Consider the following 26,409-nt stretch of genomic DNA (forward strand, 5'->3'; position numbering starts at 1 on the left):
TCTGGTGATGAATCTTTCTGCCAGGGTACGGCAGGCTTTTTGGCTTTTTTTCTGTCTATTTCATAACAAAAACCTTTTTTGATGTTTTTTGGCTTAAATTATTGGTAAAAGCTATGTTTCGCCAGAACAAGATTGATAAAACTTATATTGTCGAGGCGATCTCAAATTCACTCATCTTTCTAAATGCTGTTTTCTGACTTTTTCAGCAAGCCCTAATTAGTAATCAAAATGGGATGACTCGCATTCCCCGCTACAAACACTTTATAAAACAAGTTCGTAGTGAGGAATTTATTCCTCAAAATCCTAGGACTAAAGTCCTCACTACCAACAGCAGTTTTTACCAGAAAGAATTGGTTTAAAGGCTCTTCCTTGTAGGGAGAAATTAAAATCAGACGATTCATTACTCCAATCCTCTTCCTTCCTTTGTCAACTATCAACTGTCAACTGAACTTAAGTAGCCTTTTTCTGAGGAGCTACCATGCGTTCTACACTCATCGCAGCCACGCTCAATGTCACCACAGCCATGCCGAGAATTGCTACAGGCTGCAACTTTTCATTGATAATTATAAACCCGAAGAGTGCTGTCATCGCCGGGCCCAAAGTGCCAATTACTGACGCTAAGGCCGCCCCCGCGAACCGGATGGCAAAATTGTTCAAAAGATAGCTAAATAGTGTCAGTACGCCTAAAATAACGCCTCCCACAATCAAACCAGGCCAAACATTTTGGTCGATTTTCGGAGCCAGATTCTCTGACAGCGGTACCCACAAACTCAGGGACGAAAATACAAAAATCGCGCCGAAATTAACTAAACTAAAAGGAATCGGGTGCAGTTTGCCGGCGGCCATTTGAGTTAGCAATACGTAACCTGCAAAGGTAATCCCAGAAGCCAGTGCAGCGGCGACTCCTACCTCGACATTGCCACCGCCAGGAGCTGGCGCAGCAAAACTCGGCGATCCAACTAAAATCAGACCTGCGGTAATCCCCAACATCGCCAAAAAGCCGATCGTACTCGGACGAGCGCCAAACAAGAACCAAGAACCCAGTACGGTGACGATCGGGTAAATAAAGAAAATTGTAATAGCAATCCCCGCCGGAATATTGCCGATCGCCAAATAAATCAAAACCTGAGACAAAAACAGAAAAAATGCGCTTCCTAAAACCTTGCTCCACAAAGATAGATCGCGCGAGTAGAAAAACCGTTTAAGATCTTTCCAGACAGAAGGATACAGAAATGTTGCCAATACTGGCATCAAAGCCATCACCACGATCAGCCGCATCAACAAAATCAACAGAGAATTTCCAAAACCCCGAGTCACCACCCCATCAAGCTCAAACACGCCAAAAATCATCCGAGGATTTCTGCTTTTAATTAGAATTCTCAAACAAACATTAAACAGCGACAATACCACCGCCGAAGACAAAGCCAGAATCAAACCTGCTTGCACTTGAGAAGTGGCTGTTGCGACTGCCGCAGGCGCTGCTGAAGGCTGTGGAAAGGCTTGCCGCGGCGCATCCGCAGGTGTTGGCGGCAAAACTTGCGGGCGGATAGAATTAGTTGCTTCCTCGGGATAGGAATCTTGAGCATCGAAAGGATTGTCAAGATATTCTTCTTCTACGAGTTCTTCCCGAATGCGGTTGACGAGATTTTGTAGCAGTTCTTCCCCTTGGAGTTCGAGGGTTTTCATGTTGTTGAGCCGCATGGATAGCTCGCTTTCATAGCTGCTCAAATCTTGTTCTAGCATCTGGAAACTGCGATCTATCCGTTCATCGAGCGCCGCCAATAACTCCGAGGCCCGTTCGTCATAGTTGCTAGGGGGCATGGGTATGGGGAATTCGCCGCTGGGAATTGGGCTGCTGAGAGAATGGCCCGAGTTAGCGCTGAGTTCGTTGAACCGCTGCACCAACAAATCCTGCAAATTGTGAGCCAAAATTTGAGCCAACTGCTTCAGCCACAATTGCTGCTGCTGAATGTATCGCCCAGACAGAGATTCCATTTGCTGAGACTGCAATTTGCGATATTGCTCCCGGAGGCCTTCAATATCTTCAATCAGGTGATTTTTTTCAGTTTGCAGCCGAGTAATGTCCTGGTTTAACTGACCTTTGACATTTTCATGCAAAGCGTCCAGTTCCTGCATCACTGAGTTGAGGACTTGTTCTGCTGATTGTGCATCCCCTGCGTCGCCTTTTGGCGAGTATCTGTTCCGGTTCGCCATTAGCCTATAACCTCTAATTTAAACTGCACGAGAGAGTGTTCTTAAGTATTTTGGCTGCATCAGGTCGCAAGTTCTAGTGAGTTGGTCTCAAAGATTGCGGACGCTGTTGAATCTATGGTAGTCGCTGAGCTAGAAATGTTAGAAAATTGCGTGAAGCGAAGCTATCCCGCTCTTAATCGCCCCAAGAACACTTTGTGCAATTAGAAATCATACTACAGCTTGACCTCTGCACCGATTGCTCCGGGTAATTCTCGCCTCTAACTCACCCGCCTCGCCAGCCGGATAACCTCTTCCCCCGACAACTAAAGTTGAGGGTAGGGCCGAGACTCCTCACCCCTAAAGGCATAATTTGAGCATTAAATGGCTAGAAACCGGGTTTCTGGGCCCAAGTCTCTCACACACTCTTGCACCCGGATTTTTGATATTAAAATTTCCGATCTTGCGATCGCCAAAGTTTGAAGAGGCGATCGCACCCTCAAAAGCAACCTGTCTCATCAAAAAACTAACACATCCCATTCTCCAAGGGCAACAGATCTGGCATCTAAAAATTCTGACAATTGCTTTACGATAAGAATTTGGTTTAAAGCCCCAAGCGCGATCGGAAGAGCTTAAAATCAGACGATTCATTACTCCAATCTTCTGACTTCCTTTGTCAACTATCAACTATCAACTATCAACTGATTTTCTTTTTCAACCATCAACCATCAACTGTTAACTGAATGAAAAGCGATCGCCAAAGCCTGAATATTTCAGACTAAGCCGAAGTGTTTATTTTTCCGGCATCATTTGCCCAGCAACGCCTGTGGTTTCTAGACTAATACTCACCGTAAAACACTTTATACAATTTAGTAACAGCACTGAGATTCAGTTGAGAAAGCCCTGTGTGGAAGTGCTGGCTTGACAGCTAAAGCATTGTTTGGAGAAGGAAATTATCGCGGTTCTCAAAAAAGTGAGGTATGCCCACGGATGCCTATGCCCTATGCCCTATGCCCTATGCCCAGTCGTACTTCATCTTTCGCTTGAAAGGCTATACACACCTATCGCGTTCATTTAACTAAAATCCATTGGGCGATGCTGAAAATGCTAGCACCCAAACCGGCGGCGATCGGGATTGTCACCACCCAAGCCGAACCAATTGACTGCAAAGTTTTCCAGCGTACCGATTTCCAACCTTTAATCAGCCCGACTCCCACAACTGCACCCACTAAAGCGTGGGATGTGGAAACCGGCAAACCCAAGCGAGATGCTAATAATACTGTGGTAGCTGTGGCTAATTCCGCGCAAAATCCGCCGCTGGGTTGCAGTTGGATGATGTTTTCCCCGACTGTAGCGATCACTTTTTGACCCCAAATGGCTAAACCGATGACGATTCCTGCGCCTCCGAGGACTAAAATCCACAGGGGAACGTTAAAATCTTCTAGGGGAAAGGAGCCTGTGCGCTGGATGTAGGCGATCGCAGCTAAAGGCGCAACGGCATTCCCTACGTCGTTGGAACCGTGTGCAAATGCCACAAAACAAGCGCTCAACACTTGAAATCTCGCCATCTGTTGCTCGATGGAAGAGTGAGGGAGAGGGGGAGATGGGGAGAGGGGGAGAGTGGGAGATGGGGAGAGGGGGAGAGTGGGAGATGGGGAGAATATTTCCTCTTGCTTATTCTTTCTATCTGTTACATCCCGCACATTGCTCGCTGCCGAACCTTCTTTCTCTAACTTTTTCCAGCTATTGAGGGAAAGCCCGATCGCCCCAATACTCCCGATAGCAATCGCAATATCGTGAATTGGCAGATTCCAGCCAAGTCGATCGCGCGCGAAGTCGATCGCGCCTGTCTGCACCAAAGCCACATCCACAACAGACGGCAATACAATTATCCCAAATACGCTCAGCAGCGCTGCACTCAGCCAAGGTATCCACTCGCGCAGTTGAAATAAAGGATCGGGGCGATCGAGAATCCAATGCTTCACCCCACTATAAAATAGTGCAGCTAAAGCACCGCTAGCAAAAGGTGTCGCCACCCAAGTTAACGAAATCCTGCCGATAGTCGGCCAATCAACCGCATGAATTCCCGCTGCTACCCAGCTAAAACCTGCGATCGCACCTACCACCGCATGAGACGAAGAAACTGGCAAACCTAGACTGGTAGCAATTTGCAGCCACAAGCCACAAGCTGCTAGCACTGACACCATCCCGATCAAAAATACCTGCGGTTTGTCTGCGAACACTTCTGCATTCACAACTCCTGTTGCTAGAGTTTCGGAAACTCCTTGCCCGAACAGCACGGCACCAGCAAACTCTAGTATGCCTGCAACAATTATTGCTTGCCGCAGCGTGAGCGCCTTCGATCCTACCGATGTCCCCATCGAGTTCGCGACATCGTTAGCCCCCAAGTTGGCGGCGACGTACAAAGCTAGTATCGCGATCGCCCCGAGTTGCAGAAATACGACCAAGGAAGTATTTAACATAGAAGTTTTTTGAGATAAAACTGGCAGTTCGATATATGATAGGGGATTGTGAGTTTTGGAAAATTTTATGAAAGGCGCAGCAGAAATAATCCGTTCGATCGAGACGGAAGAAATAAATAGAGTCAAGGTAGAACTAAGCAAAGTTCTACCAGAAATTTACGTAGGCGACACCGTGCGCGTCGGCGTGAGAATTAAAGAGGGCGCGAAAGAACGGGTTCAACCCTACGAAGGGACTGTGATTGCCATGCGTAACGGCGGCATTAATGAAACAATCACTGTGCGCCGCGTGTTTCAAGGCGTCGGCGTGGAACGGGTGTTTTTGATTCACTCGCCCCGCATCGCTACTGTTCAAGTCATGCGCCGCGGTAAAGTCCGTAGAGCAAAACTTTACTACCTGCGCGATCGCGTCGGCAAAGCTACTCGCGTCAAACAGCGGTTCGATCGCTCCCTGTAGGAATGCACCCAGCTTCCTCTTGGAGAGACAGAAAATGGGAAATTGAAAAATTCAAAAAAAAGTTTCCCATTTCCGAGCGCACTGTGTTAAAATAGAAATCTAGAGGTTAAGCGAATTTCAGCAACCTCACCTGTGCGCTCTTAGTTCAGTTGGTAGAACGCAGGTCTCCAAAACCTGATGTCGGGGGTTCAAGTCCTCCAGGGCGCGCTGAATCACCAAAATTTTAATTCTGCCCGAAAGCGCCCGGATAATTGGCTGGAAACAGCCGAAACCGCAGACTTTCGGGTAGAATTAATTTTTGTGGGCGGTTCGCAACAAAGGCCATCAACAAATGCTCGGTGTTGCTTCTCGATCGCCTTTGAGGGCGATCGGCACATACACCGTTAGATGGGTTGAGCTTGTAAAAAAGTGCTGGCTTTGGATTTGAGATTTTGGACTTGGGCGTAAGTGGTTAGTGTCAAAAAATCAGATAGCCGCGAGCCACTCACAAAATCTAAAATCTGAAATCTAAAATCTGAAATCGGAAGGGGGATTCGATCGTGGCGAAAAAAGACGAAGCTCAAGAAACTCAAGAAATGACTGCGCCTGGGTTCGATCCTGCGGGTTTTTTTAAGGAAACTAGAGAAGAACTCGACAAAGTGGTCTGGCCGAGCCGCCAGCAGCTAATTAGCGAGTCTTTGGCCGTGCTTTTGATGGTAATCCTCTCAGCAAGCCTGATCTATTTGGTGGATAACTTCTTTAACTGGGGCGCAGGAAAGGTGTTTGGGCCATGACTTTTGCATCAGAAGAATCTGATTATTCCACAGAAACGACGGGACAGGCAGCATCGCCAGATGTGCCGGAGATTCAGGCTCGCTGGTATGCTGTTCAGGTAGCCTCAGGCTGCGAGAAGCGCGTGAAGGCAAACTTGGATCAGCGGATTCAAACTTTGGATGTTGCCGATCGTATCGTTCAAGTCGAAATTCCGCAAACTCCAGCGATCAAAGTCGGCAAAGACGGTTCCCGGCGCCAGTCAGATGAGAAAATTTTCCCCGGCTACGTACTCATCCGTATGTATATGGACGAGGATACGTGGCAGGTGATCAAAAATACCCCGAATGTAATTAATTTTGTCGGGGCAGAGCAGAAACGCCGCTACGGGCGCGGCAGGGGTCACGTCAAACCGCTACCTCTGAGTCATTCGGAAGTAGAACGGATCTTCAGAAACGCTCAGGAATCAGAACCGGTTGTCAAAGTATCGATGGCGACAGGAGACCACGTTGTGGTACTTTCCGGGCCGTTTAAGGATTTTGAAGGTGATGTGATTGAAGTTAGCCCGGAACGGAACAAGCTCAAAGTTTTACTCTCGATTTTTGGGCGCGATACGCCTGTAGAATTAGAGTTCAATCAGGTTCAGAAACAGAACTAACTAATGGCAAAGAAAGTTGTTGCAGTAATTAAGTTGGCGATTACAGCGGGAAAAGCCAACCCAGCTCCTCCGATCGGCCCGGCATTGGGTCAGCACGGCGTCAATATCATGATGTTTTGCAAGGAGTACAATGCTAGAACCGCAGACCAAGCAGGTCTCGTGGTTCCGGTAGAAATTTCGGTTTTTGAAGACCGCAGTTTTACGTTTATTCTCAAAACCCCCCCGGCGTCGGTTTTGATTCAAAAGGCTGCTGGTATTGCTAAGGGTTCGGGTGAACCTAATCGCAAGCAAGTAGGGACAATCACACAGGCTCAGTTGCGAGAAATCGCTGAAACTAAGATGCCTGACCTTAATGCTAATGATGTTGAAGCTGCTATGAAAATTGTAGCGGGAACAGCTAAAAACATGGGCGTGGCGATCGCTGATTAAAGTCAGTTGACAGTTGACAGTTGACAGTTGACAGTTGTCAGTTGACTCCGAAAGCAGTTGGCAGTTGGCAGCAATCAATCGTCAGAATCGGAAAAATTTTAGATTGGCAACGATCGGCTGATAAGTTCAATCGAAAATCTAAAATCGAAAATCCGAAATCGCAAGTCGATTCAGGGGGAGAAGCAAAGCTTCGCTAGGAATCGCAAATGTTTTAGATTTGAAATGACCGAAACGGCTCAATTCTTAAATCTAAAATCTCACATCTCAAATCTACTAACCCCAAAAAATAACAATGGCAAAGAAAGTATCGCGAAGATTGCAAGAACTTCAAAAGAAAGTTGAAGAGAGACCTTACCTACCGCTGGAAGCTCTGCAACTTTTGAAAGAAACAGCAACCGCTAAGTTTGGCGAATCTGCTGAAGCTCACATCCGTTTGGGAATTGACCCGAAATATACTGACCAACAGTTGCGGACAACTGTATCGCTGCCAAAAGGAACTGGTCAAGTAGTCAGAATTGCGGTGATTGCTAAGGGCGAAAAAGTTAAAGAAGCTCTGAATGCCGGCGCAGATATTGCTGGTTCTGAAGAGTTGATCGAGGAAATTCAAAAGGGCATGATGGACTTCGATTGTCTGATTGCTACTCCAGATGTGATGCCGTTGGTGGCAAAATTGGGTCGGTTGTTGGGCCCGCGCGGCTTGATGCCTTCTCCAAAAGGCGGCACAGTGACGACTGACATTGCTCGGGCGATCGACGAATTCAAAGGTGGTAAACTAGAATTCCGTGCCGATCGCACAGGCATCGTTCATGTTATGTTTGGCAAGGCAGCTTTCTCAGCGGAAGATTTGCTGGTCAACCTTCATGCTTTGCAAGAAACTGTTGACCGCAACCGTCCTTCTGGTGCGAAAGGTCGCTACTGGCGCAGTTTGTACGTATCCGCAACTATGGGCCCATCGATCGAAGTCGATATCAGTGCTCTGCGCGATACCAAACTTGATGCTGCTTAGCAAGAATTAAGCCGAAGGCAGAAAGTAAAAGACAGCTTCGGCTGTCTGTGTAAATCTCTCACGAGATTTGCTGCATACCCTTGCTAATGTCTGCCGGATGGTGATAGCCTAATCAAAAATCAATAAGCTGAAGACCGCAGGTGCCGAGTGCTTAATTTCCTGCCGAGGCTGAAGAAATAAAAACTCAAGAAAATCAATTAAAAAGTTCTATCTTTTAATTCCTAATTCTTAATTTTTAATTCTCTGCCCCGGCTATAAGGTTGGGGTTTTTGATTGGCAGTTTGAGATCCTAAAAGGAGGTGAAATTAGTATGGGCAAAAGTTTAGCAGTAAAAAATGAGATTATTGCAGACCTCAAGCAAACCTTGAGCGAATCTCAACTGGTAATCGCGATCGACTACAAAGGCTTAACTGTTGCTGAAATCACAGATTTGCGGCGGCGTTTGCGTCCCAAAGGCAGCAGTTGCCAAGTGGCAAAAAACACGCTAATGCGAATTGCTGTTGAAGGCAATGAAACATGGCAGCCGATACAGGAATTGCTGACAGGTACGTCGGCATTTATGTTCGTGCAAGAAGATATTGGCGGCGCGATTAAGGCTTACCAAGAATTCCAAAAAGCTTCCAAGAAGACTGAAGTTCGCGGCGGCGTGATGGAAGGACGGGTGCTGAAACAAGATGATGTTAAGGCATTAGCGGATCTGCCGTCGAAGGAACAACTCATGGCTCAAATTGCTGGCGCTATCAACGGTGTCGCAACCAAGTTGGCTGTGGGTATCAATCAAGTTCCTACTTCGATCGCACGCGGTCTCAAAGCTTATGCTGAAAAAGACGGCGATGCAGCAGAAGCACCAGCAGAAGCAGAAGCACCAGCAGAAGCAGAAAGCGTATCTGCTTAGATAGTTTTGAGTTTTGAATTGTGAGTTTTGAATTGAGAAATCTCGAACTAGAAAATCACAACTGACAACTGACAACTGACAACTGACAATTAATCAAATCGAACTAGGAGTTCAAAAAATGTCTACTGCAACCGACGAAATCTTAGAAAAACTGAAGACTCTGAGCTTGCTCGAAGCTTCTGAATTGGTCAAGCAAATTGAAGAAGCTTTTGGCGTTAGCGCTGCTGCTCCTGTAGGCGGCATGATGATGATGGGCGGCCCTGCTGCTGCTGCTGAAGAAGTAGAAGTACAAACTGAGTTTACTGTCATGTTGGAAGAAGTTCCTGCTGACAAGAAAATCGCAATTCTGAAGGAAGTCCGCGCAATTACCGGTTTGGGTCTGAAGGAAGCGAAAGACTTGGTAGAAGCCGCACCTAAGGCAGTTAAGGAAGCTATTGCTAAGGAAGCTGCTGAAGAATTGAAGAAGCAGCTTGAAGCTGTGGGCGCAAAGATTTCTATCAAGTAGTCATAGAGTCTAGAAAACTCGGCGGTTGAAACCGCGTCTATACAGACAAAACCCGCCTCCGCGGGTTCAAGATTCGGCGGTTTGAACCGCCGTCTTTTTCTTGAGTCCGCGGAGGCGGACATTGTTTTTGTAGACGCGGTTTCAACCGCCCTCTGATCTGATCTTCGTTCGTGTAGACGCGGTTTCAACCGCCCTCTGATCTGCGATCAAAACTCCGCCTCCATCTGCCGCACGACAGTTAAAGCAGAATAGGAAACACCGGCGGTTCCTTCTCCGGGATGGGTGGAGTCGCCGACTAACCAGAGGTTTTTAATTGGCGTGCGGTTGGCAAATCCGAAAGGGCCGAAGGTTGGTATTCGCTGGCCGATGCCGCCTACAACGCCTTTATCTCTCGCTGTGTAGCGGGCAAAGGTGCGAGGTGTTGCTGATTCTTGATGTACAATTTTTTCGGGTGTCAAATTGAAATATTCGCTCAAACGGGCGATCGCACCTTCAGCGTATTTTTGCTTCAATCCTTCATAATCAGCGGAATTCCACCACATTCGAGTATCAGTAAAAGACGAAGCGATAATTGTCGCCATTCCCTGCGGTGCTCGGCCATCGCCCGCATGACTGACGGAAACAAATAACGAATTATTCTCACCAATCTCGCCGTCGTAGTCGTAGAGAAACTGAAGATGCGGCGGACAATTTGCCGGAATTGCGCTTTCATGCACTCCCAAATATATCACAAATGCGCCGGATGCGGGCGGCAATTTATCAACTCGATGTTTGTAGCCTGCCATTTGATTTGGCAGTTGGTTTGTGGTCTCGGAATTATCTGTTAAAGTTTCTAAAACAGGCTCGCTTGACATCAATTTAACTAGATTTTGCGCGGTGACGTTGGCAACAATGCGATCGCAAATTTCTGTCCAAACTTCGCCTGTTTTTTGATTGCGAATCACTGTGCCGGTGGCTTGGCCGTTAGTGGTGACAATACTTTCGACTGTATGCCGCAACAAAACTTTGCCGCCGTAAAGCTCGATCGCACTTACCAGGCGATCGCTCAACACCTGCATACTTCCTTGTAAATGATACAATCCCTGCGGCTCTTGGGAAACTCCTAAAGCCGTCGCCGCGTACAGCAGCGCCGTTTCTTCGGTATCAACTTGGGAATACAATTTTAACTGCAAATCCAGAAAAGTTCTCAAGCGCAAATTGTCGCCCAAACCGCACAAGCGCAAAGCATCTCCCACCGTCATAAAAGTGAAAGGCAAAGTAATTAAAGTATCGGGGCGAACTGCTTGAATTAATTGCCAGAAATCCCAGAAGTTTCTGGGCGGTAAAACTGGATCGCGCCCTTGAAATTTCCAGCTAGCTTGGAACAATGTAGATAATAATTGCCAAAAAGGTTCGCTTCCGGGGAATTGTTTTTGTCTTTCTGACTGCCATTTTTGCGGATCTCGCCACACGCTAATCGGTGTCGTTTCTCCCGGCAAAAATACCGCACAAGCGGGATCGCAGGGTGTGGCGGGGGGAAGTTCGATGTTTAATTCTGAGAAAATTCGGTGGTGAATGCCTCCGGGTTCCAATCCTGCAACCTGCGTGGCGCCGACATCGAAGGTAAAGCCTTTGCGTTTGAAGGTGGAAGCGCATCCTCCGGGGACGATCGCCTGATCTAAGACTAATACTTTGTATCCTCTATGGGCAAGCAAGGCTGCTGCTGTCAGCCCGCCGATGCCGGCGCCAATTACTGTGACGCGGCCCTTGGTGTCTGTTGCACTGGATTTGCTTTGACGGGTGCGATCGGTCATCATAATTTATTTATTGTAATATTTCTTAATATTATGGTCATATTTTGCCATAAAAAGCTCTTGTAGCGACAGGTTCAAATCTATCGCTACAAGAGGAAGGAGGCCGAGTTTAGAGGACGTTTTAGGGGTAAAGTGCTCCGGGCGCACCCGAAACGTTAGACTGTGGCGTGCTGATGAGAAAATCAGGGACGGCGCCACTTGTTGAGATAAGCTTCGCCAATCCCAGCCACAGCTTGCATTTGAACTAGCTGTTCCCGTAAAGCTTTGATTGTTTTTAGCTGTTCTTGAGACTCTTGCTGCAAAGCCTCGTAATTTAGCTGTTTCGCAGCACTTTGGCTTAATTGATCTTTTAGAGAGTGGAACTCGGTGAGTTGAACTTGCAAGTTGCCGATCGCACTTGACTTTTCTGCTAACTCCTGCTGCAAAGCTTCGTAACTTGACTTCGATACAGTTTTCTGCAATTGGCTTTCGAGATTTTGCTTTTCGGTAGCGAATTGCTGCTGTAAAGATGCGATCGCACTTTCTTTTTCGCCCAATTGATGCTGCAAAGATTCCAAATCGCTCGACTTGGAGGCTAGTTGCTGCTGCAATTCGTTAGCCAAATGTTCTTTTTCGCCCAATTGATGCTGCAAAGATTCCAAATCGCTCGACTTGGAGGCTAGTTGCTGCTGCAATCCGTTAGCCCAATGTTCTTTTTCGCCCAATTGATGCTGCAAAGATTCCAAATCGCTCGACTTGGAGGCTAGTTGCTGCTGCAATTCGTTAGCCCAATGTTTGGAGGCTAGTTGCTGCTGCAATTCGTTAGCCAAATGTTCTTTTTCGGCGAATTGATGCTGCAAAGATTCGTAACTTGACTTCGATACAGTTTCCTGCAATTGAGCTTCGAGAGTTTGCTTGTCAGCTAATTGCTGCTGCAATTCGGCGATCGCACTTTCGCCTTCGCTCAACTGCTGCTGTAAAGATTCGTAACTTGCTTCCAGGGGATTTGACTGTACGCTTACCGAGTCCAATAGGGTTTCTGCCGTTATAGCGTCATTAATGTCGCTTTCTTCGGCTGTTTCCCCTTCCAACTCAGCGGTATCGACCGCAGTTTCTTCACCTTTTTTCCAAGTGACACTAACTTGACTCTTGTCTTTAGAAATATCCAGAGCGCCTTTTGCCAAGCGTTCTAGGAGTTCTGACCTTGATATTCCCAGCTTTCGAGCGATCGCGTTCAATCGATCGGCACTAGAAGGAGTCAGCGAAAGTCCGACTTTGACTTTGCTTTCTGGATTTGAACTAACTACATTGCGATTTTTTTTGACCATTGGCATTTTCCTCATGCCAACCTACACTTATTAGTATAGTGGCTGAAGTTTCTATTAAAATCAATTTTTGTTACATACCAATTGTGGCAGCTTCTGTTCCCAATCTAACAAAAAACTGTGAATATACTCGCTTAGTCGATTCCTCGCCGCAGAACCGCTTCAACATTCCCCGGCCCGGTTTTTTTTCGGCACGATACCGCAGATAGCACAGTTGAGCTTGTAAAATACTATCTAAATTTGAGCTAGCTGTCACGGGTTGGGCGCGATCGACCAAATCCAACTCAGCAGCCAGATAGTCTTTCAAGGTTACGAAAACGCCAGTCTTCACAACTTCCGTTGTTTCCTAAGGGCGACTCCACAGCAACGCCGACGCGGGAAAAACTGCTGGGCTTCCTCGGTCAAATCGCCACCCCAAGAGAGGTACGGTTGATGAGCTTGTAAAAATTGTGCGATCGACCGATTTAGTTAAGTTTGAGTAAGTTTTACAAAGCAGGCTGCACATCAAGAACAATCAAATGGCTGCGGGGGATCGTTCTAAAATTATCGCATTAATCGATCGGCAGTGCGATCGCAAATTGAGCCCCCTCACCCAACACCGAAGAGCAAGTCAAACTACCGCCGTGTATTTCTTCCACTATCTGGCGACTAATCGACAAACCCAACCCCGTCCCTTCCCCGACTAATTTTGTAGTGAACAAATGGTCAAAAATGTGTGATTTTACATCATCTGAAATACCCTTACCATTATCTTTAATTTTTATTACCACTCTTTCTCTGTCTTGAGTTAATTCTGTAGTAATAATAATTGTATTACAAGCCACTGCAATTTCCGCAAAATTGCGTCCGTAACTGCACTCATTCACAGCATCGATCGCATTTGAAATCACATTCATAAATACCTGATTTAGTTGTCCCAAATAGCATTTTATCGGGGGAATCTCTCCATATTTTTTGATAACTTGAATTTCGGGACGAGTATCTTGAGCTTTCAGGCGGTGCTGCAAAATCATCAGCGTGCTGTCAATCCCATCGCAGATGTTAGCCGAGACTTTCACAGCCGTATCGGCGCGGGAGAAGGTTCGCAGGGAAGTGCTGATGTTGCGAAGGCGATCGCATCCCACTTCCATTGACGATAACATCTTTGCTGTATCTTTCAACACATATTCTAAATCAATATCTGCGGCGTGGATTTCAATATCTTTACCCGGATTTGGACATTCTTGCTGATAAAGCCGCAAGTGGCGAAAGATATCTTTGATCGCCAAATTTAACTCCTTGATATTGCCATAAATAAAACCCACTGGATTGTTGATTTCGTGAGCGACACCAGCGACTAAATTGCCCAAAGCCGACATTTTTTCGCTCTGAATTAACTGAAGCTGCGATTGCTTAACTTGTATCAAAGCAGCAGTTAGTTCCGCCGTGCGATCGGCTACTCGCTGTTCTAATTCTTTATTGAGATTGCGAAGTTTTATGTGAGTGTTGACACGCGCCAATACCTCCATTTCTTCAAAAGGTTTAGTGATATAATCAACCGCACCGAGTTGAAATCCTTTAATCTTATCTGCTGTATCCGACAAAGCCGTCATAAACATCACAGGAATGTCCTTGGTAGCCTCGGATGCTTTGAGGCGGCGGCAGGTTTCAAACCCGTTAATTCCCGGCATCATCACATCCAGTAAAATTAAACTCGGCAGCGTATACTGAACTTGCTTGAGAGCTCGTTCGCCGTCAATCGCGATCGCAACTTCATAACCCGCATCCGTCAACGCCTCGGAGATGACATCCAGATTGGCGGGCGTATCATCTACCACTAAAATTAACTCAGCTTCTGACATAAATATTTTCTCCTGTTAGTTGATATGCTGGTTGAGAAAATCTTCAATTTTGTCCGATTGAAAGCTCTTTGCCAATTGCAGAATTGGCTGCATAAATTGAGTATAACTCTTGTCGAGTTGTTCGATGCGCTTAACTTCTTCAGTAAGTTTTTTCAAGCGACCCTGCTGGGCTAATTTCAGCAACAAAGCTAATTCTTCCGGTGCAGGAATTGTCATGGCTAAAGTTGCCTGAGGTGAATTAAATATAGGTTTTGGTGCTAATTGTTCGCCAGCAGATTCAATTGAGGCTGTCTCCTGATACTTCCATTCAATTTGCAAATGCTTTTGCACGATCGAAAATAATTCCTCAATTTGCACCGGCTTCGGCAGAAAATCATCGCCCCCAGCATCCAAACTTTTTTGGATGTCCATTTCATAGACAGAAGCAGACGAGACGACAGCAGGCACGTTTTTTAATGCTTCTGAACTCCGCAACAGCCGCAGCATTTCAAAGCCGTCCATCACAGGCATCCACAAATCAGCGATGATTAAATCCGGTTTTATTTGAGCTGCTTTTGCTAAGCCATCCTCGCCATTTTCAGCTTCGACTACTGCAAAACCAATTGGTTCCAGGAGGCAAACAATCACGGAACGGTTCTGCCAGTTGTCATCGACGATCAGAATTGTTTTCTGAGTTCCATGATAGCCCACAATCTTCTTCCCAGTAGCGGCTGCGGCTGCATTTGCCCAGTCAGCAGCTAAGGGAAAATTGACAGTAAAAGCGAAGGTGCTGCCGCTGCCAAAATCACTATAAACTTCAATTTTACTGTTCATTAAATTGACAATCTCGGTGCTAATTGCCAGTCCGAGTCCGGTGCCTTCTGTTTTGCGGTTGCTATCTCCTACTTGCTCAAAAGGTGTAAATATTTTTGACAGAGAATCGGGAGTCATGCCGACGCCTGTATCTTCTATTTGGAAGCGAATCAGTCGATGTTGAATTTGGGATTTGGGATTTTCGATTGCAGATTCCGCAGGTGATAAAAACTCGGGTTTTATTACTTCTATCTTGAAAGTTACGCTGCCTTTATCTGTAAATTTGACGGCATTTCCCAGTAAATTAATTAACACCTGACGCAAGCGTTTTTCATCGGCTTCTACGCCTTGGGGAAGTTCAGCATCTGGGAGATAAATCAAATCAATTTGTTTTTGTTCGGTGCGGATGCGAACAATCTCAACAATGCTTTGCAAGAAAGAGGGAAAATGAAAAACTTTCGGATGCAAATCTAATTTGCCTGCTTCAATTTTGGAGAGATCGAGAATATCATTAATCAGTGTCAAAAGATGGGAGCCACACTGGTAAATAATGTTCACGCCATTACGCTCTTTTTCTCCCCAAGATTGGGAACGGTTCATGATTTGAGCGTAGCCCAAAATCCCGTTGAGGGGAGTGCGGAGTTCGTGGCTCATATTGGCGAGAAAGTCGCTTTTCGATTGGTTGGCCGCGTCAGCCACTTCTTTGGCTTCTTGTAGTTGAGCTGTGCGTTCTTCTACTCGCTGTTCTAACTCATTATTCAGTTTTTTGAGCTTGGCTGCTGCTTGTTTATTTTCGTTAATTACCGCAGATAAAACAAAGGTGGTAACGGCTACAACACCGATAAAAGATTGCAGCAGAAACAGCGATTCGTTGAGGGAAGATCTGACAAAGGAACCCAAACCGTGGGATGTTCCAAAAACTGCGATCGCCGAAACAATCACCACCAGCAAAGTCGATTCCCGCGATGTGAATCGAAATGCCGACCAAATCAGCAGCGGAATCATCATGTATTCGAGGGGATACTGTTGCCAAAAGGCGATTTTGCTGATGACAACCAGCAACAGTAGCAAAAGTCCAAATTCTGCAATCTGCGGAGGCCGGAGTTTTTCGGACTGCCTGGGTTGCTGAGCCCAGGTCAAAATTGCTGGCGTCACAATCAGCGTACCAGCAATGATTGAGGTAAACCAACTCCGCCAAACTTCTGGGTAAGCACTCCAGGGGCTAATGCCTTGCACGCACAGTACGGTAGCCGCGAGAGTGCTGTTGACGATAGGGCTGGGTAATTGCAGCACAAAAAATCTGAAAACATCCTGGGATCTATCTAGTAAATTTCGGTATTTTACGAAGCGATTAATTAGAAAACTTGCTACTAGCAGATCGACGATATTCCCAAAAGCAGTTAAACTACTTACCAGCAAGTCTTGTGGGAAAAACATCATATATTTTACCATCAAATCGCTGATAAATAGAACAGGTAAAATCCGCCAATCCAGCAGGAGGAAAGCTGCCAAAAAAAGACCTGCTGACGGCCAAATTGCTACTGTTCCATTCTCGGATGAGATTAATAGGTATATTTTGCAAAGACCGAAGTGTATCGCAGGAATTATTAATGATGCTATGAGTATATTTTTATCCTGCACAAATTGAAACTTGCTCTTGGGTGTCTTTTTTTGTTGTCGCTGTCCTAGTAATTTTTGCATTAAAGTCAAAATTTAAACAATATTCAATTAAGCTAGTCCAGATTTATGTTGATTGGCAGTGATGCCGATCGCAATTATCGTACAATTCTAATCAGCCATTTTTCTCTCATTACCGACTACCCATTTGTGTATGACTCTACAATTAAGCGAAAAAGCCAAAGAATTAATCCCGAAAGCCCGAATAGTCAGCTTAGCAGCCTGGGAAAATTCGCACTCTCGCGCCGAAATCTAACTCATTCAGGCTGCTGACGATGCAGGCCGTTATCTCGCCGATGAAGATTTGTAACAATTTCACTCATCCGAACCAACATCTGTTGATGCTACCAAGTTCCTGCGCGGCTGTTTGCAACCCTAATTTTCCCGCGCGTAAAACCCTAAATGATTGGAAATTGGACGCTGCTGCATGGGAATTTTGTTCTGAATCGGAGCATTCAACAGTTTTGCTCCTGAGGGCGATGCTACTGCCAAAGTTACCGATCCGCCGCCATCCAAATTTAGGACTGTATCGGCTCCTAACTGCATCGAAATCTCTGTTATTTCGCTCAACTTCAGCCCTTCACTGTACATCCTCTGCTTGCCGTCTGCGAGAATGAACCACAATTTTTCGCCTGTTTTATCGATCGCCACAACTGTTCGCGGATAAGGTTTATCATCCTTGCTTTTTTCCGGGTTTTGTGCTAGGGCTTTGCCATTTTTCACCAGTACAGTATCTCCCGCAACTCCATAGGCTGTTCCCTGAGGACAAGTGCCGTTTTCGATTATTTGGGCGCGGTTGTTGGTGTCAAAACAAAGGGCGGGAAAGTGTGATTCTGGTTGAGAGTAAGCTTGGCCTTTGGAAATGGCGTGTCCGACGTTATTTACTCGATCGCCACTGCGGGGATAATAATTCCAAGGTGCTTCCTCAACGCAGGGATAAAAGAAATTGGCGTTGACTGCTAATTGCAATTTAAATTCTTTCAGGAATTCAGTAGCGATGCGGGCGTTGGTTTCGGTTAAATCGGGTGTGGCGGTTCCGGGTGTGACAAAAATTCCAATTCCTGGCGCTTTGAGGTCGATGCTAACAGTGTGAATGATGGCGGGACGCGGATTTGAGCGAAATTCCCGTCGGTAGGCGATTCCTTGAAATAGCGATCGCACTTCGTTTGTTTGTGCTGGACGCGAAAAGTAGGGAATGTTATAGATTAGTATTGGTGCGAGCAAGATTCCGAAACCGATAATATGAGAGATTTGTTTGATTTTGAGCGGATTGGTTAGTTTCATTTTGTGACGGAGATTTTTTAACGAACCGCGAAGACGCAAAGGATGCGAAGGAAGATAAGGATCGCAAATTAAATAATTTACACTCTTGAAAGTGGGATGGGCGTCCCGCCCGTCTTTCCGGGACGGGACGCCCATCCCACGAACCATCCAATTGTAAGTTATTTAATTCTCATTCCTAAGAGAGGGAAGAGTAGGGAAGTATGAATTATTCGGATGTCAATAATTTTAGCAATCAAGTTTTGTGTAATCGATCGTTCCGGGGACAAGTTCTTAACGGTGCTGATTTCGGGGGTGCGGATGTTCGTGGCTGCAATTTCAGAAATGCTCAGTTGGAAGGGGCGAATTTTATTGGTGCCAAAATCGGGCTTTCGGGGCGACAGTTTGCTGTTTTGAGTGCTGGGGCGATCGCGATTTGTGTGATTGTGGGCGATGTTCTGACTAGACTGATTTTGGGAACCCAAGGACAGGTACCGGGTTCTCGCAGTTGGCCTTTTGTGCTGTTGCTGTACGGGGTTTTGGGCGCTGCTGGTATCGCTGGGGCGATCGCCCGCACACAGCCACCAACGTCAAAAGTGGGTAGATTGGCGGGAACAATTTCTGCTATTCTATCAGGGGCTTTGTTGGGATTTTTCTATGCTGGGACTGCAACTAAGAATAATTCTCAGGCTGCTCTTGCTGGAATGGCGATCGGCGGTGTGTTAATGTTTTTTGTGAGTTCCCGGATGCGGCATCAATTTGCTAAAATTGCGATCGTAGCCGCTGGAAGTGTTGTGACTTACGGAGCAGCTTTTTTGTTTTCTGCAACGGCTAGCGCTTTTCTGAGTACTCAGAAACTGTTTTTGGGTACGTGTTTCGCCTTGCTGTCGCTGCTGTATTTTTGGTTTTCCTTTGTCTCTTTCTCTGCTATTGTTCGAGAGATTGCAAATGCTGAGGGTACTTCGTTTACAGGGGCAAATCTCAGCGGTGCTAAGTTCGATCGCACTGATATTTTGCACTAATTTTAGCACCGGGCTAGAAGCCCGTTCCACAGCTATTTGATGTTAGTTATAGCCTTTCTCAAAAAGATGAGGTATGTAGTTGGGCTTGGGCCCAATACGTTTAGTGGTTATATAAGCTGTCAGTCATACCTCATCTATCTGAGAAGGGCTATAGCAACGGGCTAGAAGCCCGTTCCACAAATACTTGATTTTAGTTAGCAACGGGCTAGAAGCCCGTTCCACAAATACTTGATTTTAGTTAGCAACGGGCTAGAAGCCCGTTCCACAAATACTGAACTTGCTGGCGGGGAGGGCTTGTAGCTTGCACCTAAAATACTCAAATAGATTCTGATTTACACTCAGAAATATAAAAGCAATCGCCCCAGGCTTTTATCAAAAAAACTCAGGGGCGATCGAATTGAAATATTTATCTCATACAAGAGATTTTTTGCAAGCTGTTTTTTTTGCCTGAACAGCTTGTGTAACGGAGAGGGAGGGATTCGAACCCTCGTTAAGTTGCCCTAAACACACTTTCCAGGCGTGCGCCTTCAACCGCTCGGCCACCTCTCCAGGGCTAAATGAATTCATTCAGCCACAGCTAAACTATCTTAGCAGAACAAATCTGATTTGGGAAGGGGTAACGGCATAAATTTGTTGTTTAATGTGGGTAGGGTGTCAAACGGGCGAGTAAAATTATCCTGCCCTGTGTCGCAAACCCATTCATATCAAGGATTTTGTCGCCCAAGTCCAATCTAAAATCTAAAATCTAAAATCCCTGTTAGGAACCTCAGCCGCGACGGCATGAGGCTTGGAAGAGAAATCAAACAAGCCGTTCTGACCAGCCTAAGTCTTAACTGACTACGTTTTTTGAGCCACGACACCTCGAGATGCGAAGCTAGTCTCTTGCTCTGTCGCTAGTGGTTAAACAGTTTTAAGGTCACTGAAACAGTGCCACTAGCCGAACAAGCTCTAAAAACATTGGCGAAGCTAACATTACCCCGAAAGGGAGGCTCAATTGAGCGAATTACTATGCGTACAGGATTGGAAAATTTGAAGCGGTAATTGTCCCGCCCAAAGTGCAATACAAAAGTACACCAAGTCAACCAATCCCAAGGCGATAGTAAATTCAAAAACGCAAAGCCGTCCTTTTAGGACGGGGTTTCTACCCATAATTTTGATGACTCGCTCCTACACAATTAAAATTCATAACAGACAAACGGGCGATCGCCACACTGTGCGAGTACCCGAAGACAGGTACATCCTGCAAAGTGCTGAAAATCAAGGCGTGGAATTGCCGTTTTCGTGCCGTAACGGCGCTTGTACAGCCTGTGCGGTGCGCGTCAAGTCGGGACAACTGCACCAGCCTGAAGCAATGGGACTTTCTGTGGAACTGCAAAAAGAGGGTTATGCGCTGCTGTGCGTCTGCTATCCGCGTTCCAATATTGAGGTAGAGACGCAAGACGAAGATGAAGTGTACGAATTGCAATTCGGCCGCTATTTCGGTAAGGGTAAAGTGAAAGTCGGTTTGCCGTTGGATGAAGAATGAGAGCAAATTTGGTAAGCTGTTGCGCCTTTGAATTGCTTGTTGGGGGCGGGCTAGAAGCCCACCCCACAAAAGAGTTTAATTGATTTTTGATACACAATTTAAATGCAAAATAGCTTCCCAATTCCCAATTCCCCATTCCCAATTCCCAATTCCCAATGCCCCATTCCCCATTCCCTATTCCCAATGCTGCTTTATCGGTTATTTGCGATCGCCCTTTGCGTGTTGTTAGCTAGCTGCGAAAAACCAGAAATGCCCCAAGGTACGATCGCCAAAGTAGAAAGGGCTATCAGCGGCCAAACAATCGAAGTTATCAGTACAGCCGACAAAATTGCCTTATTAGAGCAAATCAGGCTGATTGGGATTGATGCACCCGATTTAAAACAGCAGCCTTGGGGAGAAGCAGCGAAACAAAGATTAGAACAGCTAATTGGGGGGAAAGAGGTATTGCTAGAATCGGACATCGAACAGAAAGACCAGTTCGATCGCAAATTAGCCTATTTGTGGCAAGATAAAATTTTGCTCAACGAACTGCTAGTCAAAGAAGGTTATGTTTTGGCCTCGGTGCGATCGCGCAATACCAAATATCAACAGCGACTCGCCAACGCTCAAGAATGGGCGAGAGTCATGGGTAAAGGCCTGTGGAATCCAGAACGAGCTTTGCGCCAAACTCCCGCAGAATTCCGACAGCAAAATCGGAAATAGTTGGCAGTTGACAGTTGACAGTTGACAGTTGACAGTTGACAGTTGACAGTTGACAGTTGACAGTTGACAGTTGACAGTTGACAGTTGACAGGGGAGCATCTCTGTTTTGATTTTATAGTGCGAGCGTCCCCGCTCGCGTATTGTACAATACGCGAGCGGGGACGCTCGCACTGTCAATAAATTGCTTTTTTGCAAAAGTGAGATGCTCTCGTTGGCAATCATTGGAAGCAATTACCAATTCCCTGTTTTGCCCATTCCCAATTCGCAATTCCCAATTCCCAATTCCCAATTCCCAATTCCCAATTCGCAATTCGCAATTCGCAATTCGCAATTCCCAATTCGCAATTCGCAATTCCCAATTCGCAATTCGCAATTCCCAATTCCCAATTCCCAATTCCCAATTCCCAATGACAGATAATCAACTACAAAACTTCCTTGAAATAGCCACCGAAGCAGCCCTCGCCGCTGGTTCCGTACTGCAATCTTTCTGCGGCAAATTAGAAAATGTTCAAGAAAAAGGCCGATCGGGCGATTTAGTCACAGAAGCCGACAAAGCCTCTGAAGCCGTCATCTTAGAAATTCTGGGCCGCTTCGTACCCGAACACGCCATCCTCGCTGAAGAATCGGGCAAATTAGGGGATGCAACTAGCAAATACCTGTGGGCGATCGACCCTTTGGACGGTACAACTAATTACGCTCACCAATATCCTTTTTACGCTGTGTCGATCGGGCTTCTGATCGACGGTATACCACAAATCGGCGTAATTTATGACCCTTTACATAACGAATTGTTTCGGGCTGGCAAAGGATTGGGCGCAACCTGTAACCGTTCGGCGATCGCAGTTTCGCAAAGTTTAGAATTGAGAACCAGCTTGCTAGTGACTGGCTTTGCATACGATCGGCGCGAAACAGCAGACAATAACTATGCCGAATTCTGTCACCTCACCCACCTTACCCAAGGCGTGCGGCGCAGCGGTTCGGCAGCCCTAGACCTCGCACATACAGCCTGCGGGCGATTGGACGGATACTGGGAACGGGGACTCTCCCCTTGGGATGTAGCAGCCGGTGTACTCATCGTTTCTGAAGCCGGAGGTCAAGTTACAGCCTATGACGGCGGTGCCTTTGAGATGAGCTCGGGTCGGGTTTTGGCGACAAACGGCAAAATACACGCCGAACTCAGCGGTGCATTGCTTTCAGTTCCGCCCTTATCTTCCTGGAGGTAGCGCTTCGACAGCAAGGACTCAGGGATAGTACGGGGGTCACAACCCCTGAAGTCAAGCTACATTAAAGAATAGTCAAAAGTCAGGAAAGCGAGAGTAAAAGTTATGTCTTTTGAAATGACAAAAGGGCTGTTCAAGTACGACTTTACAGATCAGCACGCAATTTTGGGAATTCCCCTAGACGCAGAGTTTAACGACATCCGCAAGCGCTACATGAAAATCGCCCGCCGCTTGCATTCGGATACTTGCTCTTTTGAAGACCAAGCGGATAAAGATTGGGCCAACCAATTTTTGTCAAAAGTGGTCAATCCCGCCTACAACAAATTCTCTAAGGAAAGCGATCGCAAAGAATACAACCTGCTATTAGCAGCCATCGCCAAGCGCGTTGCTAAAGAACAAGCAAAAATGCAAGTCGAAAGCGCAGCAGCCAAAGAGTTAGCTACCGCTAAAGATTTGGAAGAAGCTTACAAAACAGCAGTTGGCAAACTCGCTCTCAAGCAGTACGAGTCGGTTCAAGAAACCCAAGATGCGATCGATCAAATTAGCGAACTCAACATGGTTTACCTGCTGCGAAAAGAGCGCCTTGGCGGTGTGGTTTCAGCCGGTTCACCCCCAAAAGCAGCAACTCCAGCCACCGCAACTCCAGCCGCCGCAACCCCAGCCACCGCAACCCCAGCCGCCACGCCGCCGCCGAGAGTAACAGTTTCACAACCGTCGCTGGCCGATCAATATTGTGACCGAGCTCAAAAATTCATGGAGAGCAAAAGTTACGCTAAAGCAACTTTGGAGTTGAAAGAAGCCGTGAAGCGCGAACCGAAACACAGCAAAGCTCACGGTTTGTTAGCAATGTGTTACTTTCAACAAAATCAAGCCACAATGGCAAAACTTGAGGTGCAAAAAGCTTTGGCATCAAATTCTGAAGAACCGACGGCTTTGGAGGTGAAGAAAAAGCTGGAACAAGCTTCCGCAAAGGATAAAAAAGATCAGGAGAAACCGGGATTTTTTGCAAGTTTGTTTGGCGGGAAGAAAAAATGATAAGTTGTCAGTTGTCAGTTGTCAGTTGTCAGTTGTCAGTTGTTCAGTTGTCTGTTTTGAATCATCGTTGAAAAGATAATACGGCGGTTTCAAGCGCCCGGTCTTCCGATCCCAAGCGTATTGTTGATACTTTAATTTGTTAAAGTCGAATGTTAGGGTGGCGGCGTTCGACTTTAACAAGGTGTCTTAAAGGCAAGCTTCTAAGTCCAATCAAATACGATTTTCAATTAAAGAATGGGGAATAATTGACTGGTGAGAGTTGGGAACTTGCCTAAAGTGGCATTCTTTTGTGAAATTGGTATAGAATCTAAGGTCTAAAATCTAAAATTGATATGGTTCACCAACCCCCATCGGGTGCAAGAGATTTATTGCCCCTTGACGTTGCTCAAAAAATTGCGATCGAACGGCGCTTGCAGCAGGTGTTTCACCGCTGGGGCTATCACCGGATTATTACTTCTACTCTAGAGAGGCTGGAGACGTTGATGGCTGGGGGCGCGATCGACCGATCGACCTTAATTCAACTCCAAGACGCTGAAGATGGAGAACTCGGCTTGCGGCCAGAATTGACAGCATCCATCGCCCGCGCGGCTGCAATGCGGATGTCCGGGACAAATTGGCAGCCCCAGCGCCTCTACTACAACGCCAATGTCTTCCGCAAAGGCCCGGATACGGGTTCAGGCGGGCAACAGGAGTTCTATCAAGCGGGGGTAGAACTGCTGGGCGCGGGCGGGAGCGTTGCGGATGCGGAAGTGCTGCTGCTGCTGTCTGAGTGCTTGCAAAACTTAGAAATTGATGACTGGCATTTGGTGCTGGGAGAAGCGGGCTTAACTGCAACTTTGCTAGAACCGTTTGGGCCAAACGTGCGCCAAAAAGTGCGCGGCGCGATCGCCAATCTCGATCGCATAGCTTTGGAAACTTTGCCGCTGTCGGACGAATTGCGAGAAAGAGCTCTGCTGTTGTTTGACTTGCGCGGCAAGCCAGAAGAGGTATTGGAGATTGTGGCGAAGCTGGATTTAGATGTGCCGCAGCAAGCAGCATTAAATGAACTCAAAAGTGCGATCGAACTGCTGGAAAAATGTCAAGCAAAAATCCCCAATCTGAAATCTCACATCCACCTCGATTTGAGTTTAATTCAAACCTTTGACTATTACACTGGAATAGTGTTTGAAGTTGTCAGCAGCAGCAAGAGCGGACAGCGAGTATTAGGACAAGGCGGACGCTACGACCAACTGCTAGGACTGTTCGACCCCCAAGGGCAAAATTCCCCCGGGATCGGGTTTTGTCTGAATATTGAAGATTTGCACCAAGTTTTGTTGACAGAGGGTCAATTGCCCACAGAAACAGCAGCTAGCGAATGGTTGGTAGTGCCTCAAACACCGGAAGCAGCGGCGGCGGCCTTTGATTATGCCCGCCAACTCCGAGAGTCTACTCCCCTAGTGCGGGTGGAGATAGATTTGGAGAGTCGGGAGACAGAAGAGGAAGCCAGGGACTACGCGCGCGATCGCAGAATCGCTCAAATTGCTTGGGTAAATGCCGAAGGCGTCCCAACAATTGAAAAGGTAAACTAGGATTTGTTTGAAACGTAATTCCTAAAATCGTGTCCAACAAATTACCAGCAATAAAAACGGTTCGTAGTGAGGACTTCAGTCCGCAAAAAACCAAAAGAATCAAATTCTAACCAGGTTCGTAGTGAGGACTTTAGTCCGCAAAAAACCAGAGGACTTCAGTCCTCACTACAAACCAGTTTGATCGTGAGGACTTCAGTCCGCAAAAAACCAGAGGACTAAAGTCCTCACTACGAACCAATTGTACAGTTGTACTTAGACAGACATGATATAATGTCTAATCCAAAATCTAAAATCTAAAATCTAAAATAGAAACATGGCGCACACTATCGTTACAAATATCTGCGAAGGAGTTGCTGATTGCGTCGGCGCTTGTCCAGTTGCTTGCATTCACCCCGGCCCCGGCAAAAATGTCAAAGGTACTGATTGGTTTTGGATTGACTTCGATACCTGCATAGATTGTGGCATTTGTTTGCAGGTGTGTCCAGTCGAAAATGCGATCGTCCCAGACGAACGGCCAGAATTGCAACAAACTCCAACTTAATAGCAATTTAGGGCTAAATAGCCAAAGACTTACGCACGGGCTATCAACCCGGTTTCTTCCTAAATTATTCGTTAATAAACTCAAGATTTATGAAAAGAAACCGGGCATATTTAACATTAGTTATATATAAAAAATTCCCTTCCCTTCTCCTCTCTTCCTTCGCGTCCTTAGCGCCTTCGCGGTTCGTTTAAAAAAGCCTACAAGAAAATGCAAAATATCGCACTTTCCCCCCAACACCTGTTATCCATCCGCAGCCACGGCGAAAGCGCTTATCCAGAAGAATGCTGCGGTTTATTGTTAGGTACAATCACTGACGATATTAAAACTTTAGTAGAAGTTTGGCCGGCTGACAATGCTTGGAGTGCAGAAGCCCAGGAGAATTGGCCCGAACAAACAGGATTGACAGAAAGACGCAGATATGCTATTAAGCCTGAAGATATGTTGCGGGCGATGAAACACGGGCGCGATCGCACTCTTGATATTATCGGCATATATCATTCTCACCCGGATTGTCCGGCAGTGCCCTCGGAGTGCGATCGAACCCTAGCCTGGCCACAATACTCCTACATCATCGTATCCGTCCGACAAGGCACTTCAGAAGACCTCCGCAGTTGGAGTCTTGACGCAGAGGGCAACTTTCAAGCAGAGGAAATTCTCGCGATCGAACCGACTCAGATTAAGAAATAATTACTAAACATAACAAACACGCAAAAATGCGAAAGATTCAGATAGGATGTAATTCAAAATCGGCGTATAACA

Annotated in this window: 28 protein-coding genes, 2 tRNA genes and 1 other annotated feature; of the genes, 18 read left to right on the plus strand and 12 right to left on the minus strand. The window is 46.4% G+C overall.

The features are described from left to right. Nucleotides 1-212 precede the first annotated feature (212 nt). The 4 genes from JGK14_RS28430 to JGK14_RS28445 all read right to left on the minus strand — a co-directional run bounded on the left by JGK14_RS28430 (nt 213) and on the right by JGK14_RS28445 (nt 4,673). On the minus strand, nt 213-401 hold the full coding sequence (locus tag JGK14_RS28430) for a hypothetical protein (protein WP_293186754.1): 189 nt from the start codon (nt 399-401) through the stop codon (nt 213-215). A gap of 49 nt (nt 402-450) precedes the next feature. Beyond that, nucleotides 451-2,214 carry a DMT family transporter gene (locus JGK14_RS28435; RefSeq protein WP_293212820.1) on the minus strand — a complete coding sequence of 588 codons (1,764 nt, stop codon included), beginning with the start codon at nt 2,212-2,214 and terminating at the stop codon, nt 451-453. Nucleotides 2,215-2,550: 336 nt separating this feature from the next. Next, nucleotides 2,551-2,841: a hypothetical protein gene (locus JGK14_RS28440; protein WP_325315755.1), complete on the minus strand. Its 291-nt coding sequence runs from the start codon at nt 2,839-2,841 to the stop codon at nt 2,551-2,553. Between the two features lie 419 nt (nt 2,842-3,260). After that, complete coding sequence (locus tag JGK14_RS28445) at nt 3,261-4,673, minus strand: inorganic phosphate transporter (protein ID WP_325315756.1); 1,413 nt, start codon at nt 4,671-4,673, stop codon at nt 3,261-3,263. 67 nt (nt 4,674-4,740) lie between these two features. Here JGK14_RS28445 and rplS point away from each other — a divergent pair, with 67 nt between their 5' ends. The 10 genes from rplS (at nt 4,741) to rplL (ending at nt 9,370) form a co-directional block, all read left to right on the plus strand. After that, a complete protein-coding gene (rplS, locus tag JGK14_RS28450) occupies nt 4,741-5,127 on the plus strand; it encodes a 50S ribosomal protein L19 (protein ID WP_293186751.1) in 387 nt (128 codons plus the stop codon). A 134-nt stretch (nt 5,128-5,261) separates the two neighbouring features. After that, nucleotides 5,262-5,334 (plus strand) — tRNA-Trp (locus tag JGK14_RS28455). Continuing rightward, nucleotides 5,305-5,514: a hypothetical protein gene (locus JGK14_RS28460; protein WP_293186750.1), complete on the plus strand. Its 210-nt coding sequence runs from the start codon at nt 5,305-5,307 to the stop codon at nt 5,512-5,514. Before JGK14_RS28455 ends, JGK14_RS28460 begins: the two co-directional genes overlap by 30 nt. Before the next feature lie 152 nt (nt 5,515-5,666). Then, on the plus strand, nt 5,667-5,900 hold the full coding sequence (secE, locus tag JGK14_RS28465) for a preprotein translocase subunit SecE (protein ID WP_293128199.1): 234 nt from the start codon (nt 5,667-5,669) through the stop codon (nt 5,898-5,900). Then, entirely contained in the window at nt 5,897-6,535 is a 639-nt protein-coding gene (gene nusG, locus JGK14_RS28470; RefSeq protein ID WP_293186749.1) for a transcription termination/antitermination protein NusG, read from the plus strand. The genes secE and nusG overlap by 4 nt, the downstream gene beginning before the upstream one ends. Before the next feature lie 3 nt (nt 6,536-6,538). Continuing rightward, nucleotides 6,539-6,964 (plus strand): 50S ribosomal protein L11, encoded by a 426-nt coding sequence (gene rplK, locus JGK14_RS28475; RefSeq protein ID WP_006635588.1) that lies wholly within the window; start codon nt 6,539-6,541, stop codon nt 6,962-6,964. 20 nt (nt 6,965-6,984) lie between these two features. Beyond that, on the plus strand, nt 6,985-7,161 hold the full coding sequence (locus JGK14_RS28480; protein WP_293186748.1) for a hypothetical protein: 177 nt from the start codon (nt 6,985-6,987) through the stop codon (nt 7,159-7,161). A gap of 95 nt (nt 7,162-7,256) precedes the next feature. Then, complete coding sequence (gene rplA / locus JGK14_RS28485) at nt 7,257-7,970, plus strand: 50S ribosomal protein L1 (protein WP_293186747.1); 714 nt, start codon at nt 7,257-7,259, stop codon at nt 7,968-7,970. A gap of 109 nt (nt 7,971-8,079) precedes the next feature. Next, nucleotides 8,080-8,251, plus strand: a sequence feature (ribosomal protein L10 leader region). 29 nt (nt 8,252-8,280) lie between these two features. Continuing rightward, nucleotides 8,281-8,865, plus strand: coding sequence for a 50S ribosomal protein L10 (gene rplJ, locus JGK14_RS28490; RefSeq protein ID WP_293186746.1), 585 nt, complete (start codon nt 8,281-8,283; stop codon nt 8,863-8,865). Between the two features lie 118 nt (nt 8,866-8,983). Then, entirely contained in the window at nt 8,984-9,370 is a 387-nt protein-coding gene (gene rplL / locus JGK14_RS28495) for a 50S ribosomal protein L7/L12 (RefSeq protein ID WP_293186745.1), read from the plus strand. Between the two features lie 206 nt (nt 9,371-9,576). Here the strand turns inward: rplL and crtD are convergent, their stop codons facing one another. The 6 genes from crtD to JGK14_RS28525 all read right to left on the minus strand — a co-directional run bounded on the left by crtD (nt 9,577) and on the right by JGK14_RS28525 (nt 18,061). Next, the gene (gene crtD / locus JGK14_RS28500; RefSeq protein WP_325315757.1) at nt 9,577-11,166 is read right to left on the minus strand and encodes a C-3',4' desaturase CrtD; all 1,590 of its coding nucleotides are present in this window, start codon (nt 11,164-11,166) and stop codon (nt 9,577-9,579) included. A 179-nt stretch (nt 11,167-11,345) separates the two neighbouring features. Then, nucleotides 11,346-12,470 carry a ribbon-helix-helix protein, CopG family gene (locus JGK14_RS28505; RefSeq protein ID WP_325315758.1) on the minus strand — a complete coding sequence of 375 codons (1,125 nt, stop codon included), beginning with the start codon at nt 12,468-12,470 and terminating at the stop codon, nt 11,346-11,348. Nucleotides 12,471-12,540: 70 nt separating this feature from the next. Next, nucleotides 12,541-12,798: a hypothetical protein gene (locus JGK14_RS28510; protein WP_325315759.1), complete on the minus strand. Its 258-nt coding sequence runs from the start codon at nt 12,796-12,798 to the stop codon at nt 12,541-12,543. A 220-nt stretch (nt 12,799-13,018) separates the two neighbouring features. After that, the gene (locus tag JGK14_RS28515) at nt 13,019-14,308 is read right to left on the minus strand and encodes a sensor histidine kinase (protein WP_293185881.1); all 1,290 of its coding nucleotides are present in this window, start codon (nt 14,306-14,308) and stop codon (nt 13,019-13,021) included. Between the two features lie 15 nt (nt 14,309-14,323). Further along, entirely contained in the window at nt 14,324-16,801 is a 2,478-nt protein-coding gene (locus JGK14_RS28520; protein WP_293191595.1) for an MASE1 domain-containing protein, read from the minus strand. A 351-nt stretch (nt 16,802-17,152) separates the two neighbouring features. Beyond that, nucleotides 17,153-18,061, minus strand: coding sequence for a phosphodiester glycosidase family protein (locus JGK14_RS28525; RefSeq protein WP_293314222.1), 909 nt, complete (start codon nt 18,059-18,061; stop codon nt 17,153-17,155). 200 nt (nt 18,062-18,261) lie between these two features. Here JGK14_RS28525 and JGK14_RS28530 point away from each other — a divergent pair, with 200 nt between their 5' ends. Continuing rightward, the gene (locus JGK14_RS28530; RefSeq protein WP_293327363.1) at nt 18,262-19,059 is read left to right on the plus strand and encodes a pentapeptide repeat-containing protein; all 798 of its coding nucleotides are present in this window, start codon (nt 18,262-18,264) and stop codon (nt 19,057-19,059) included. A gap of 464 nt (nt 19,060-19,523) precedes the next feature. Here JGK14_RS28530 and JGK14_RS28535 read toward each other — a convergent pair. After that, nucleotides 19,524-19,608 (minus strand) — tRNA-Ser (locus JGK14_RS28535). A 607-nt stretch (nt 19,609-20,215) separates the two neighbouring features. Between JGK14_RS28535 and JGK14_RS28540 the strand changes: the two genes are divergently transcribed. Further along, the gene (locus JGK14_RS28540; RefSeq protein WP_293155842.1) at nt 20,216-20,584 is read left to right on the plus strand and encodes a 2Fe-2S iron-sulfur cluster-binding protein; all 369 of its coding nucleotides are present in this window, start codon (nt 20,216-20,218) and stop codon (nt 20,582-20,584) included. 186 nt (nt 20,585-20,770) lie between these two features. Beyond that, nucleotides 20,771-21,286 carry a thermonuclease family protein gene (locus tag JGK14_RS28545; RefSeq protein ID WP_293225970.1) on the plus strand — a complete coding sequence of 172 codons (516 nt, stop codon included), beginning with the start codon at nt 20,771-20,773 and terminating at the stop codon, nt 21,284-21,286. Nucleotides 21,287-21,504: 218 nt separating this feature from the next. On the opposite strand, the gene JGK14_RS28550 is transcribed toward JGK14_RS28545, so the two are convergent. After that, the gene (locus JGK14_RS28550; protein ID WP_293225960.1) at nt 21,505-21,708 is read right to left on the minus strand and encodes a hypothetical protein; all 204 of its coding nucleotides are present in this window, start codon (nt 21,706-21,708) and stop codon (nt 21,505-21,507) included. Between JGK14_RS28550 and JGK14_RS28555 the strand changes: the two genes are divergently transcribed. From JGK14_RS28555 to JGK14_RS28575, 5 genes are all read left to right on the plus strand, one after another. Further along, nucleotides 21,694-22,509: an inositol monophosphatase family protein gene (locus JGK14_RS28555; RefSeq protein WP_325315761.1), complete on the plus strand. Its 816-nt coding sequence runs from the start codon at nt 21,694-21,696 to the stop codon at nt 22,507-22,509. The two genes, JGK14_RS28550 and JGK14_RS28555, sit on opposite strands and share 15 nt — an antisense overlap. A gap of 102 nt (nt 22,510-22,611) precedes the next feature. Next, the gene (locus tag JGK14_RS28560) at nt 22,612-23,541 is read left to right on the plus strand and encodes a J domain-containing protein (RefSeq protein WP_325315762.1); all 930 of its coding nucleotides are present in this window, start codon (nt 22,612-22,614) and stop codon (nt 23,539-23,541) included. A gap of 332 nt (nt 23,542-23,873) precedes the next feature. Then, the gene (locus tag JGK14_RS28565; protein WP_293212834.1) at nt 23,874-25,109 is read left to right on the plus strand and encodes an ATP phosphoribosyltransferase regulatory subunit; all 1,236 of its coding nucleotides are present in this window, start codon (nt 23,874-23,876) and stop codon (nt 25,107-25,109) included. Nucleotides 25,110-25,422: 313 nt separating this feature from the next. Then, a complete protein-coding gene (locus JGK14_RS28570; protein ID WP_293155824.1) occupies nt 25,423-25,650 on the plus strand; it encodes an indolepyruvate ferredoxin oxidoreductase subunit alpha in 228 nt (75 codons plus the stop codon). Nucleotides 25,651-25,857: 207 nt separating this feature from the next. Continuing rightward, the gene (locus tag JGK14_RS28575) at nt 25,858-26,337 is read left to right on the plus strand and encodes a M67 family metallopeptidase (RefSeq protein ID WP_293191585.1); all 480 of its coding nucleotides are present in this window, start codon (nt 25,858-25,860) and stop codon (nt 26,335-26,337) included. Nucleotides 26,338-26,409: the final 72 nt, after the last annotated feature.

The sequence above is a fragment of the Microcoleus sp. PH2017_28_MFU_U_A genome, assembly GCF_020738035.1.
Lineage (GTDB): Bacteria > Cyanobacteriota > Cyanobacteriia > Cyanobacteriales > Microcoleaceae > Microcoleus.

Excerpts from the sequence above, each read along its gene's own strand:
- JGK14_RS28430 (WP_293186754.1), bottom strand. The coding sequence starts at position 401 with ATGAATCGTCTGATTTTAATTTCTCCCTACAAGGAAGAGCCTTTAAAC.
- JGK14_RS28435 (WP_293212820.1), bottom strand. The coding sequence starts at position 2,214 with ATGGCGAACCGGAACAGATACTCGCCAAAAGGCGACGCAGGGGATGCA.
- JGK14_RS28440 (WP_325315755.1), bottom strand. The coding sequence starts at position 2,841 with ATGAATCGTCTGATTTTAAGCTCTTCCGATCGCGCTTGGGGCTTTAAA.
- JGK14_RS28445 (WP_325315756.1), bottom strand. The coding sequence starts at position 4,673 with ATGTTAAATACTTCCTTGGTCGTATTTCTGCAACTCGGGGCGATCGCG.
- rplS (WP_293186751.1), top strand. The coding sequence starts at position 4,741 with ATGAAAGGCGCAGCAGAAATAATCCGTTCGATCGAGACGGAAGAAATA.
- JGK14_RS28460 (WP_293186750.1), top strand. The coding sequence starts at position 5,305 with ATGTCGGGGGTTCAAGTCCTCCAGGGCGCGCTGAATCACCAAAATTTT.
- nusG (WP_293186749.1), top strand. The coding sequence starts at position 5,897 with ATGACTTTTGCATCAGAAGAATCTGATTATTCCACAGAAACGACGGGA.
- rplK (WP_006635588.1), top strand. The coding sequence starts at position 6,539 with ATGGCAAAGAAAGTTGTTGCAGTAATTAAGTTGGCGATTACAGCGGGA.
- rplA (WP_293186747.1), top strand. The coding sequence starts at position 7,257 with ATGGCAAAGAAAGTATCGCGAAGATTGCAAGAACTTCAAAAGAAAGTT.
- rplJ (WP_293186746.1), top strand. The coding sequence starts at position 8,281 with ATGGGCAAAAGTTTAGCAGTAAAAAATGAGATTATTGCAGACCTCAAG.
- rplL (WP_293186745.1), top strand. The coding sequence starts at position 8,984 with ATGTCTACTGCAACCGACGAAATCTTAGAAAAACTGAAGACTCTGAGC.
- crtD (WP_325315757.1), bottom strand. The coding sequence starts at position 11,166 with ATGATGACCGATCGCACCCGTCAAAGCAAATCCAGTGCAACAGACACC.
- JGK14_RS28505 (WP_325315758.1), bottom strand. The coding sequence starts at position 12,470 with ATGGTCAAAAAAAATCGCAATGTAGTTAGTTCAAATCCAGAAAGCAAA.
- JGK14_RS28515 (WP_293185881.1), bottom strand. The coding sequence starts at position 14,308 with ATGTCAGAAGCTGAGTTAATTTTAGTGGTAGATGATACGCCCGCCAAT.
- JGK14_RS28520 (WP_293191595.1), bottom strand. The coding sequence starts at position 16,801 with ATGCAAAAATTACTAGGACAGCGACAACAAAAAAAGACACCCAAGAGC.
- JGK14_RS28525 (WP_293314222.1), bottom strand. The coding sequence starts at position 18,061 with ATGAAACTAACCAATCCGCTCAAAATCAAACAAATCTCTCATATTATC.
- JGK14_RS28530 (WP_293327363.1), top strand. The coding sequence starts at position 18,262 with ATGAATTATTCGGATGTCAATAATTTTAGCAATCAAGTTTTGTGTAAT.
- JGK14_RS28540 (WP_293155842.1), top strand. The coding sequence starts at position 20,216 with ATGACTCGCTCCTACACAATTAAAATTCATAACAGACAAACGGGCGAT.
- JGK14_RS28555 (WP_325315761.1), top strand. The coding sequence starts at position 21,694 with ATGACAGATAATCAACTACAAAACTTCCTTGAAATAGCCACCGAAGCA.
- JGK14_RS28560 (WP_325315762.1), top strand. The coding sequence starts at position 22,612 with ATGTCTTTTGAAATGACAAAAGGGCTGTTCAAGTACGACTTTACAGAT.
- JGK14_RS28565 (WP_293212834.1), top strand. The coding sequence starts at position 23,874 with ATGGTTCACCAACCCCCATCGGGTGCAAGAGATTTATTGCCCCTTGAC.
- JGK14_RS28570 (WP_293155824.1), top strand. The coding sequence starts at position 25,423 with ATGGCGCACACTATCGTTACAAATATCTGCGAAGGAGTTGCTGATTGC.
- JGK14_RS28575 (WP_293191585.1), top strand. The coding sequence starts at position 25,858 with ATGCAAAATATCGCACTTTCCCCCCAACACCTGTTATCCATCCGCAGC.